The following is an 11,167-nucleotide window of genomic DNA, read 5'->3' on the forward strand; positions in this document are numbered from 1 at the left end:
GGCCGTGCTGATGACGTTGCGCGCCGCGTGATCCCGGCGCCGCCCGCCGAACCGGGCGGGCGGCGCCCGCGACGGTCCGGGACGCACACCCTCGCGCCTCCTTCTGGCATGAACCCGTCAGATCTGTCACTCTTTCGGCAGTCGCCGCCCCGACCCCAGTAGGGCGCGACGGGCTCCTCGTACAGCGAACGCGCAAGCCCCACCCCGGCCGTCCTCGGCGCACCCCGGCCGACCGGCGGCCTTCGAGCAGGCCGGGACCCCGGCCGCCGCAGAAGGAGTAGCGTGTGAGACCGACCCCCCACAAGGCCCTCGGCGCCGGTGCGCTCACCGTCGCCGCCGTGGCCGCCCTCGTGCTTCCCGGCACCCCCGCCGCCGCCCGCCCGGCCGCGGCCCCCGCCGCCTGCACCCCCGCCCAGGTCGTCACCAACGGCGGCTTCGAGAGCGGGACGTCACCGTGGACGGCCTCCTCGTCCACCGTGATCACCAACCGGACCGGACAGACCGCCCACGGCGGCAGCTCCTACGCCTGGCTGGACGGCGTCGGCAGCACCCACACCGACACCCTCGGCCAGAGCGTGACGATCCCGTCCGGATGCAGCACCGCCACCCTCACCTTCTGGCTGCACATCGACACCACGGAGACGACCTCGTCCGTCGCCTACGACAAGCTCACCGCCAAGGCCGGCGGCACGACACTGGCCACCTACTCCAACCTCGACAAGAACACCGGCTACGTCCAGAAGTCCCTCGACGTGTCCTCGTTCGCGGGCCAGACCGTGGACCTCTCCTTCACCGGGACCGAGGACTCCAGCCTCCGGACGAGCTTCGTGCTGGACGACATCGCCCTGGACACCTCCGGCGGCACCACACCGCCGGCCGACTCCACCCGGACCCCGGCGGCACCCTCGTACACCGTCAGCCTCAGCAGCGACACCAGCGGCACGGTCTGGAACGGCCACGAGAGCGCCACCTTCACCAACGCCTCCGCGACCGCGCTGGGCGAGGTCTACCTCCGGCTGTGGGACAACTACCACGGCACGTGCAGTGCCATGCCGATCAAGGTCACCAATGTCACCGGCGGTACCGCCGACGCCCCGTCCGTCGCCTGCACCGCGCTGAAGATCACCCTGCCGGCACCGCTCGCCCAGGGCCAGAGTGCCACCGTCGGCTTCGACCTCGGCATCACCGTGCCCAGCGGCGCCGACCGCTTCGGCCACGACGGAGCCTTCAGCTTCATCGGCAACGCCCTGCCCGTCCTCGCGATCCGCGACGCCGCCGGCTGGCACCTGGACCCGTACACCGACAACGGCGAGTCCTTCTACTCCCTGGCCGCCGACTTCAAGGTGACCCTCGACCACCCCAGCACCCTGCTCGTCCCGGCCACCGGCACCTCCACCGACACCCCCGGCTCCAGCGGACGCACGGTCACCACGGCCACCGCCACGAAGGTCCGCGACTTCGCCTGGGCGGCCGGTCCCTTCAGCAAGATCTCCGGCACCTCGGCCTCCGGCGTCCCGGTGAACATCTACTCCGTCTCCGGCATCAGCTCCTCCAGCGCCCAGTCCATGCTCAGCACCGCCAAGAGCGCCGTCGACGCCCACGGTGCGCGCTTCGGCGCCTACCCCTACGGCGAGCTGGACGCCGTCATCGACAACAACTACTGGTTCGGCGGCATGGAGTACCCCGGCTTCGTCCTGGACCTGGTCAGCACCACGGCCCTCACCCATGAGATCGGCCACCAGTGGTGGTACGGCATCGTCGGCGACGACGAGTACAACAGCCCCTGGCTGGACGAGGCGTTCGCCGACTACTCCACCGACCTCGCCCTCGGCAGCACCGGCAGCAACTGCTGGAGCGGCGTCTCCTGGGCCTCCAGCGCCGAGAAGATCACCAACTCGATGGCGTACTGGGACGCCCACTCCTCCCGCTACTCCACCGTCGTCTACGGCTACGGCAAGTGCGCCCTGCACGACCTGCGGCGCCTGATCGGCGACACCGCCATGACCAAGCTGCTGAAGGACTACGCGAGCGCCCACTGGTACGGCGTGTCGACCACGGCCGAGTTCAAGGCGGCGGCCCAGGCCGCCACGAGCACCGACCTGACGTCCTTCTGGACCCAGCACCGCATCGAGGGGTGACCGGCACCCCGATGGGCTAGACACCGGCCGCGGATGGCTTCGCCCGGCGGTACCCGGAGTGCGCGACGAGCCGGGCACGGGTCAGATGGACCTCGTGCGAAACTCCGTATCCCGTATCCGCGGCCGGTCCCACCGGTGGCTCGCCACCGGCGCCCTGGCCGGCCTGCTCCTGTTCCTGTCCGGCTCCCCGGCCATGCCCGAGCCGACCGGGGACGCACCCGCGCGCGGCAGCGCCTACATGGGCATCGGCGTCCTCGCCCACGACGGCTCCTCCGACACCCTGCCCCCGCCGCCCCCGCGTGCCTCCCAGACAGAGGGCGTGGACGTCTCCAGCCACCAGGGCGACGTCGACTGGGCCGCCCTGTGGGGCGACGGCACCCGGTGGGCGTACACCAAGGCCACCGAGGGGACGTCCTACACCAACCCCTACTTCACCCAGCAGTACGACGGTTCGTACGCCAGCGGCATGATCCGCGGCGCGTACCACTTCGCCACCCCCGACACGGCGGGCGGCGCCGCCCAGGCCGACTACTTCCTGGCGCACGGCGGCGGCTGGTCGAAGGACGGCAAGACCCTTCCCGGCGTCCTCGACATCGAGTGGAACCCCTACGGCGACGCCTGTTACGGCAAGTCGCAGAGCGCCATGGTCAGCTGGATCCGCGACTTCCTCGACCGGTACCGGTCCCGCACCGGCCGGGACGCCGTCATCTACACGGCCACCAGCTGGTGGACCGAGTGCACCGGCAACAACGCAGGCTTCGGCGCGACCAACCCCCTGTGGGTCGCCCGCTACGCCTCGACGGTGGGCACGCTGCCGGCCGGCTGGTCGGCGTACACCATGTGGCAGTACACCTCCACCGGCCAGACGGTCGGTGACCACGACCGCTTCAACGGCTCCCAGGACCGGCTGAAGGACTTCGCCACCGGCTGAGCGCCACGGCGGTCACCGGCCGGTGCCCCGGGGGACGGCGCGCGCGTCCGCACCGCAACGGTGCTGGACACGAACGTGCTGACGGGCCGCTCGGCCAGGGTGACTAGGATCCGGTGACCGGACAATCGATCAGAGGGGGGTGTGGTCAGTGGTGGATCACAACAAGAAGGTCGTCCTGGGCTTCTTCGAAGCGGTCAGCGACCGGCGGTTCGCGGATCTTCCCCGGTTCATGGCACACGATGTCGTGGACCACAACAAGATCATCCATGGGGAGGCCGACGAGCCGGGAGCCGCGTTCGAGGGTCTTCGTCAGCAGCTGGTCGCGTTCGAGCCGCTCACAGTCGTCGTGGACGAACTGATCGGCGAGGGAGACCAGGTGGTCGCTCGCGTCACTCAGCGTGGAGTCCACGGTGGCACCCATCCGCGCATGCCCGAGCCGACCGGCCGGAGCTTCGAGAACGAAGCGATCTGGATCTTCACGCTGACCGAGGGCAGGATCACCGAGATCCGTGCCGTGAGTGACCGCCTCGGCCTCTTCCTCCAGCTGGGATGGGAGTGGCCGAAGCCCGCGTAGCCATGCGGTGATCGTGGGAAGGTCCGACGTGCCCCCTTCGGTCCCGACGGGGCCGGGGGGGCGGCAGCACGGAGCCGACGCCCAAGTGCACTGCGTACATCGAGGCGTTGGCGAGCAGCAGCAGCGGCATCAGCCGGCGCTGCGGGGAGCCGGGCGCGGCGCGCACCCGGGCAGCCGGGGAGGGCAGGTGCATGGGCACTTGACGAGGACCAAGCGGCCGGTCGTGAGGTGATGGCCGAGGGGTACCGGACGTCGCCCGCACGGCTGCACGCCTGCACGGCTGCACGGCTGCACGCTCGCACGGCTGCACGGCTGCGCGGGTGACGCCACGGCGTACCGGCGCCGGCGCCGGCACTGGCACCGGCGCCGGTAAGCCGCCGCGCGGTGACGTGGTCTGACCCGCGCGGGTGTACCGGGACTGCGCGGTGCGCGGTGCGCGGGGGAGACTGCTGGGAAGACGTCCGGTACCTGGGTGGTGGTGGAGAGGTGACGGCAGAACCGAGCGGGGCGCCGCTGGAGGAGTTCCTCGCCGATCCCGCCCACTGCACGCTGGACCTGGCGAGCGCCGTCACCCACTGCGCGAAGTCGCTGGGCCTGCGGCACGCCGTGGTCTACCTCTCCGACATCCAGCAGCGGCACCTCGTACCGCTGACCGACGTGGCCCCCAGCCTGCCCATCGACGACTCGCTCGCCGGCTGGTGCTACCGCACCCAGTCCCTGCGCGTCGAGGAGTCCGACCGGGACGGGACGACGGCGTGGCACCCGCTGCTGGACGGCGCCGAACGGCTGGGCGTGCTGGCCGTGCACGCCCGGGCGATCACCGCGGAGTCCCTGCGGCGGGGCCGGGCGCTGGCCGCGCTGCTCGCGATGATGGTCAGCTCGAAGCGCGCCTACAAGGACTCCTTCGTGCGGCGGACCCGTACCGCCCCCATGCACCTGCCCGCCGAGATGCTGCGGGCCTTCCTGCCGCCGCGCACCATCGGCAACCGCGACGTCGTCTCCACGGCCGTCCTCGAACCGGCCTACGACATCGGCGGCGACGCCTTCGACCACTCCCTGACCACCACGTCCCTGCACGCCGTCGTGCTGGACGCCATGGGGCACAACCTGCTCTCCGGGCTCACCAGCGCCGTCGCCCTGGCGGCCTGCCGCAACGCCCGGCGCACCGGCGCCGACCTGCGCGCCCTCGTGGAGAACGTGGACGAGGCGCTCAGCCGGTGGCTGCCGGACCAGTTCTGCACCGGGGTACTCGCCCGGCTCGACTACCGCACCGGTGTCCTGGAGTGGAGCAACTGCGGCCATCCGGCGCCGCTCCTGATCCGCGACCAGCAGCTGATCGTGGACGCGATGGCGCGCGAGGCCGACCCGCCCATGGGGCTGCGCTCGCTGCTCCCCGCGCGGGACCGCCGGGTGCACGAGATGCGACTGCAGCCCGGCGACCGGGTGTTGCTGTACACCGACGGTGTGACCGAGTCGCGGATGTCCGACGGCAGGCTGCTCGGCCTCGAACGGTTCGCGGAGTACGTCATCCGGGCCAGCGCCACCGGCGAGATCGCGCCCGAGACGCTCCGGCGCCTGATCCACTCGCTGCTGGACTCCCAGGAGAGCAGGCTCCGCGACGACGCCACGATCCTCATGTTCGAGTGGCAGCCGAGCCGCTGAGCCGTCCTCCCCCTCGCCCGCCCGGGCACGGTACGGTCGGCGCCATGGCTGACCTGCGGCTGACCACGTCGTCCTTCCTCGTCCTCGGCATCATCGACAAACTGGGGGAGGCCAGCGCGTACGACGTCAAGGTGGAGGCGGGCCGTACCGTCGCCCCGTTCTGGTCGGTGCCGCACGCGCAGGTCTACGCCCAGTGCGACCGGCTGCTCGCGGCCGGGCTGCTGGCCCAGGTGCGGCAGGAGAGCGGGCGCAACCGCCGGGTGCTGACACTCACCGACCCGGGCCGGCGCGCCCTGCGCGACTGGCTCGACGACACCGGGTTCGTCCCGGTCGAGGCCCGGGAGCGGAACATCCTGAAACTCTGGTTCGGGGCCCGGGCCGAGAGCCTCGCGCCCGTACAACTCGCCGAACACCGGCGCACCTTGGGGGAGTACGAGGAACTGGCGGGCAGCGTGGGCGAGTTGCTGACCCCGGGGCAGCGGGAGGCGCTGGAGTTCGGCATCCGGTACGAGCGGATGATGGCCGAGTTCTGGGAGTGGGTCCGCCGGCACCGGGAGGAGCACGCGCCGGACCGTTGACCTTCCCGGCGGTCGGCTCTACCGTCGGTAACCCCTCGATAGTCCAGAAGAGACTATGGAGGGGATTCGAAGACGGTACGAGGGCGGGCCGAGCCGCCGACGAAGAGGGGGTCGCCGTGCGTCCGTGGACGAGCAGCGGGTGGCGCCGTGCGGCGGCGGTGGCCGTGACGGCGGTGTGCCTGTGGTACGCGCCCTTCGCGATGACCGAACTGTGGTCGTACGCGCGCCCCGGTGCCCCGGCGCCGGGGGAGTGGCTGCTGGGCCGCGTCGTGTCGCCCCGGTACGTCGCCGACGCGCTGGTCACCCGCGTCGCCCCGTACCGGCACAGCCTGGTCCCGATGATCGTGCACTCCGTACTCGGCGGACTGCTCATGCTGCTCGGCCCGGCGCAGTTGCTGACGGCCGCGCGCCGCCGGGTACGCCTGCACCGCGCGCTCGGCGTCGTGTTCGCCGTCACCGTGTACGCATCCATGGCGGGTGCCGGCCTCTACCTGGCCCGCACCGCGCCGCGGGACGCCTTCAGCGGCGCCGCCTTCTGGATCGTCCTCGCGACGATCCTCGCCGGTACCGTCCTGAGCGTCACCTTCGGCATCCTCGCGGCCGTGGGCGGCTTTGCCGACCTGCACCAGCGCTGGATGCTCCTCTGCTACGGCTATCTGCTCACCGCGCCGCTGCTGCGTATCGAGTGGGGTGCCCTGCCCGCGGTGCTGCCCGGACTGCCGATGACGGAGGTCAACCGGGTGGCGATCATGCATCTCGGCTCGCTCGTCGTGTTCGGGGCCCTGCTCGCCTCCCGCGCCCGGGACCCCCGGGACACCGTCGAGGGGCTCGGACGCTCCTGGGCTCCGCCGCCCGTGACCGCCGCGGCCCACCTGGCCGGGGCGGCGGCCCTGGTGTGGATCGCGCGCTCCCTCTCCGGTCACGGCGCGGCCGGGCGCCGGCTGCTGGTCGGCTATCTGCTGCCCTACGCCGTGGCCTACGCGGTCATGGCGCTCGGCGCGCACCGGGCCGGACGCGCGGGCCGGCTCTGGGCGCGCGAGGAATGGCGGATCCACCTCATCGGTCTCTGCCTGGCACCCGTGCTCTCCGCCGGAGCGGTCATGCTCTTCCAGCACAGCCTGGGGCTCGGCCGGTTCACGGCGCTGACCGCGGGCGTCGCCATCGGCTGCGGCATGACGGCGTTCGGCGCGACCGCCGTGGTGAGCCTGCGTCTGATGTACGCCCGCGAAGTCCTCAGGCGTGCCGTTCCGACCCCGCTGCCGGCGGCCCGGGCGACCACCCCGGCGTCGTGACCGTCCCGGGGCACGGGCCCGCGCCCCCGCTCCGATCGTGTCCGCCGCCCCGCCGCCCTGCCGCCCGCGCGGCTCCGGCCTGCGGCCCGCTCCGCCCCCACTCTGTCCGTGGCCCGCCCCGATCCGGCCCGCCGCCTGTGCCGCTCCGGCCCGCGGCCTGCTCCGTCCCGATCCTGTCCGCGGCCCGCTCCGCCTCGCCCCGATCCTGTCCGCCGCATTCCCGGAAACGGAACCCGTCATGGCCCAGCCGACCGATCCCGCCACCCCCGGAACGACACCCACGACCCGGCCCGCCCTCCCGGCAGCTCCACCGGGCCGGCCGCTCTCGGCCGGGGTGGCCCTGCTGGCCGTCGCGGTCGCGGTCGTCAACCTCCTCGTCGGCGCGCTCCTCACGATCGTCGCGCTGACCGGACACGTCCTCGGCGCCTGGCCGTCGCCGGAACCGCTCAGCCCCGGGCTGCTCGGCGCCGCCATGCTGGGTACCGCCCCAGCGCTTTTCACGCTCGCCCGCGCCCGCACCTGGCAGGAGGCCCGCACCCTCGTACTGCCGCTGGCCCTGGTGCTGGCCGGACTGTTCGCGGTCAGTCTGCTCAACGCGCACCGGCTCTACATCGCCGACGGCGGCCCCGTCGTCTCCGTGCTGTTCAGCCTCGGCTGGCTGTTCACCCTCGGCCTGCTGTGCGTGGCGGCGGCCGTCTGCCTGGCCGGGCAGGGCCGTACCCGGCCGGGACCGCCCGTCCCGCGCACCGTCCCGCTGCCGGGCTGGGCGAAGCCGCCGCTCGCGGTGCTCGGCTCCTCCTGGCTCGGCATCGGCACCGGACTGCTCGTCCGGCCCGGCTTCTGGGCCGGCTTCGTCCCCTGGCACACCAACCGCGTCGATGCGCAGGCCCTCGGTGTCTGGGCGCTCGCCCTCGGTGTGGGTGTGCTCGGCTCCCTGGCCGAGGACGACCTCGACCGCACCCGCCCGGCCCTGCTGTCCCTGCCCGGCACGGCCCTGGCCATGACCGTCGTGCTGGCCGCCCGCGGCGCCCACGTCGACTGGTCCTCCGGTCCCGCGCTCAGCCTGATCGTCATGGTGGCCGGGCTGCTGGCGGCCGGGGCGAGCGGCCACCTCCTGGTGCGGGGTGCCACCGGCGGAGGACGGAGGTCCAGCGCCGGTCAGCTCATGTCCGGTGGATCACGGTCGGACCTGTCCGGTGGACCACGGTCGGAGCCGTAAGCGGATCACGGGGAATCGGGGGCCGGGGGTCAGGTGCCCGAGGCGAGGAGCTGGCCGGCCAGGCGGTGGGCCTGGGCGAGCAGCGCGCCGTAGGTGGCGACCTCGTCGGGATCGTCCGTCGTGGAACGGACCAGGTCGCGGCGCAGCTCCGCGAGCGTGTCGCGCAGCGCAGCCACTGCCTCGCGCAGTTCGTCCTCGCACGTGTCGGCGAACCGGCTGTGGCTGTAGAGCCGCAGCGCGCGGGCGGTCTGGCACAGGAACTGCGCGTACCGGCGGGCCAGCTCCGAGTGCGGCCGGGGCGCCGCGCGGTCCTCGGCGGCGGCCTCCAGCACCGTGCGGGTCACCCCGGCGGTGTGCACGGCCGCGTAGTCCAGCACCACGAGCGCGTCGTCGTAGTTCCTGCCGGGCAGGGGCTGTACGGCGCCGGTGCGCCGCCGCCGCAGATTGCCGCGCAGGCTCTCCCGGCTCCACTCGACCGCCGACCGTGCCTGCTCCACCTGCCGGTGCAGCCGCAGTGCGCGGTCGTGCCAGCCACCCGCCTCCTCGGCGTCCCAGCGGTCCGCGGCGAGCCCGTCGGCCACGTCCGTCAGGATGTCGTGGGCCTCCTCGGTCGCGTCGCGCAGGACGGCCTCGGTGTCGCGCAGATACAGCGGCGGCCGGATCAGCGCGTTGACCGTGATGCCCACCGCCGCCCCGAACAGGGCCTCGCCGAGCCGGGCCGCGGAGGTCGCGACACTGACCGCCCCGTTGGTCAGGACGAACAGGGCGCCGGTGGCCGCGCAGATGCCCTGGCTGCCCAGGCGCCGCCACTGGCCGAGCAGCATCGCGAGCGGGAGGACGACCGCCATGGCGGCCACCGTGCTGTGCAGGACCAGCCCGACCGCGGTGGCCGCCACCGTGCCGGCCGCGATCGCCGCGAGCTGTTGCAGGCCGTGCGCGACCGACCGGTACACGGTCGACTCGACCAGCACCACGGCGACCCACGGCGCGACGAACGCCACCGGTGCCTGCAGCCACCAGCCCGCCACCGCCCAGGCCACCCATGCGGCCAGCGCCGCCTTCAACGCCTGCACGGCCAGGTCTCGCTCCCGGCCGGGTTCCGTCCATGCCCGCCGCGCCGCGTGTGCCGCGGCCGACAGGCCCTGCCCCGCACCCTGCCAGGTCATTCGTATCGCACGCACGCGGATCGGGTGCCACCGGCGGCGTCACCTCATGCCGGTTTCCGCCCCGCCGGTCCCGGAGGTGACCAGCGGCACACGCAGGCCCCTCGAGCGGACGTGCCGTCCACGTCGCCGGGAGCCGGGGCACGCGGGACGGTACGACGACGGCGGCGCCGCCTCCCTGGGACGGGGAGACGGCGCCGCGCTCTTCACACGCCTCGCGGCGTCAGACCAGCCACCCGACGAAGTGGACGAGTCCGGCGAGGATGTCGGTGAGAAGGTTCATGGTCGTGCTGCTCCTTGCGGTGTCGCTCTTCGTGGGACGTGTGCGTCGACCACGGTCTGCAGCCCGTCGCCCGCACACCGTAAGTGTCGTCCCGCCCCACCGGTCCCGGTGGTCGTACGAGCGACGCTCACCTGTTCCAGGGAACAACTGATCCGGAGTTCGGGTCACGTGCGCCGCTTCCAGCCGCTACGCCGGGAAGGAAACCGGACGCCGCCGTCACGACGGCGTCGCGCGCAGGGCGTTCAGCACGGCCCAGACGACCGAGACCAGCGGCACCGCCACCACGGCGCCGATCACCCCCGCGACGATGCTGCCCGCGATGACCGACACGGCCACGACGAGCGGATGCAGCCGCACCGCCCAGCTCATCACCAGGGGGTGCAGCACGTGCCCCTCGACCTGGCCGATCACCACGATCAGCACGAGGACGCCCGCCGCCGTCAGCGGGCCCCGCCCGGCGAGTGCGACGACCGTGGCCACGCCGAGCGCCACCGGCGAGCCCACCAACGGCACGAACGCGGCGAAGAACTCCAGCAGTGTCAGCGGCAGCGCGAGCGGCACCCGCAGCACCAGCAGCCCGACGCCCACCAGGACCGCGTTCGTGGCGGCCACGATGATGATGCCGCGGGTGTACCCCGCGAAGGTCCGCCAGGCCGCCTGCCCCGCCGTGTCCCACACCGGGCGGGCCCCGGCGGGCAGCAGCCGGTCTCGCGCCCAGCCCCACAGCCGCTCGCCGGAATGCAGGAAGAAGACCGAGCTGAACAGGGCCAGCGCACCCCCCGTCACCAGCTCCACCACCCGGCCCAGCTCGTTGACCGCGCTGCTGAGCAGCGACGCCCGGTGTGCCGAGACGTACTGCGTCACCTGGCGCTGAAGTGCGGAGAGCGCGTCGGGACCGAGCCGGAACGGGGGCCGTTGCAGCCATTCCTCGATCCGGCGGACACCGCCACGGAACTCGCCCGCCAACTGTGCCGACTCGCCCGCCACCGAACTGCCCACCAGCGCGAGCAGGGCGAGCAGGAGCAGCAGGCTGCCCACCAGGGCCACGGCCACGCTCACCGGCCTGGGCAGCAACCGGCTGAGCAGATCGGTGAGCGGGCGCAGTACGGACGTCACCACCAGCGCGAGGAACAGCGCGACGGCGATGAGCTGGAAGCTGCCGAGGACGATGAACACGCCGTAGACCACGACGCCGACGAGGATCAGCCGCCAGGAGTAGGCCGCTGCCACCCGCAGCCAGGGCACGGTCCGCTCGGCCCGCGGCGGGAGCGGCATCGGCGGCGCCGGCGCTCCCGGGCGGGCCGAGGCCGGCCTGCGCACGGAGTAC

The 11,167-nt window shown here is 73.1% G+C and carries 9 protein-coding genes; 7 read left to right on the forward strand and 2 right to left on the reverse strand.

Going from position 1 to position 11,167, the window contains the following annotated elements; all coding sequences use genetic code 11:
* Positions 1-284 precede the first annotated feature (284 nt).
* From GT045_RS23395 to GT045_RS23425, 7 genes are all read left to right on the forward strand, one after another.
* The gene (locus tag GT045_RS23395) at positions 285-2,138 is read left to right on the forward strand and encodes a M1 family aminopeptidase (RefSeq protein ID WP_161335333.1); all 1,854 of its coding nucleotides are present in this window, start codon (positions 285-287) and stop codon (positions 2,136-2,138) included.
* Between the two features lie 193 nt (positions 2,139-2,331).
* Complete coding sequence (locus GT045_RS23400) at positions 2,332-3,069, forward strand: lysozyme (RefSeq protein ID WP_237538810.1); 738 nt, start codon at positions 2,332-2,334, stop codon at positions 3,067-3,069.
* Positions 3,070-3,298: 229 nt separating this feature from the next.
* Positions 3,299-3,643: an ester cyclase gene (locus GT045_RS23405; protein ID WP_237538811.1), complete on the forward strand. Its 345-nt coding sequence runs from the start codon at positions 3,299-3,301 to the stop codon at positions 3,641-3,643.
* Between the two features lie 486 nt (positions 3,644-4,129).
* A complete protein-coding gene (locus GT045_RS23410; RefSeq protein ID WP_345942732.1) occupies positions 4,130-5,305 on the forward strand; it encodes a SpoIIE family protein phosphatase in 1,176 nt (391 codons plus the stop codon).
* A gap of 44 nt (positions 5,306-5,349) precedes the next feature.
* Positions 5,350-5,883, forward strand: a complete 534-nt coding sequence (locus GT045_RS23415; RefSeq protein ID WP_161335335.1) for a PadR family transcriptional regulator — start codon at positions 5,350-5,352, stop codon at positions 5,881-5,883.
* A gap of 116 nt (positions 5,884-5,999) precedes the next feature.
* Positions 6,000-7,175, forward strand: coding sequence for a DUF2306 domain-containing protein (locus GT045_RS23420; protein ID WP_345942733.1), 1,176 nt, complete (start codon positions 6,000-6,002; stop codon positions 7,173-7,175).
* 238 nt (positions 7,176-7,413) lie between these two features.
* Entirely contained in the window at positions 7,414-8,394 is a 981-nt protein-coding gene (locus tag GT045_RS23425) for a hypothetical protein (RefSeq protein WP_161335336.1), read from the forward strand.
* A 29-nt stretch (positions 8,395-8,423) separates the two neighbouring features.
* Here the strand turns inward: GT045_RS23425 and GT045_RS23430 are convergent, their stop codons facing one another.
* The gene (locus tag GT045_RS23430; protein WP_161335339.1) at positions 8,424-9,560 is read right to left on the reverse strand and encodes an aromatic acid exporter family protein; all 1,137 of its coding nucleotides are present in this window, start codon (positions 9,558-9,560) and stop codon (positions 8,424-8,426) included.
* 496 nt (positions 9,561-10,056) lie between these two features.
* A complete protein-coding gene (locus tag GT045_RS23435; RefSeq protein ID WP_161287754.1) occupies positions 10,057-11,115 on the reverse strand; it encodes an AI-2E family transporter in 1,059 nt (352 codons plus the stop codon).
* Between the last annotated feature and the right edge of the window lie 52 nt (positions 11,116-11,167).

It is taken from the genome of Streptomyces sp. SID486 (assembly GCF_009865385.1).
Classification (GTDB): Bacteria; Actinomycetota; Actinomycetes; order Streptomycetales; family Streptomycetaceae; genus Streptomyces.

Excerpts from the sequence above, each read along its gene's own strand:
- GT045_RS23405 (WP_237538811.1), top strand. The coding sequence starts at position 3,299 with ATGGCACACGATGTCGTGGACCACAACAAGATCATCCATGGGGAGGCC.
- GT045_RS23415 (WP_161335335.1), top strand. The coding sequence starts at position 5,350 with ATGGCTGACCTGCGGCTGACCACGTCGTCCTTCCTCGTCCTCGGCATC.
- GT045_RS23430 (WP_161335339.1), bottom strand. The coding sequence starts at position 9,560 with ATGACCTGGCAGGGTGCGGGGCAGGGCCTGTCGGCCGCGGCACACGCG.
- GT045_RS23435 (WP_161287754.1), bottom strand. The coding sequence starts at position 11,115 with ATGCCGCTCCCGCCGCGGGCCGAGCGGACCGTGCCCTGGCTGCGGGTG.
- GT045_RS23400 (WP_237538810.1), top strand. The coding sequence starts at position 2,332 with ATGCCCGAGCCGACCGGGGACGCACCCGCGCGCGGCAGCGCCTACATG.
- GT045_RS23425 (WP_161335336.1), top strand. The coding sequence starts at position 7,414 with ATGGCCCAGCCGACCGATCCCGCCACCCCCGGAACGACACCCACGACC.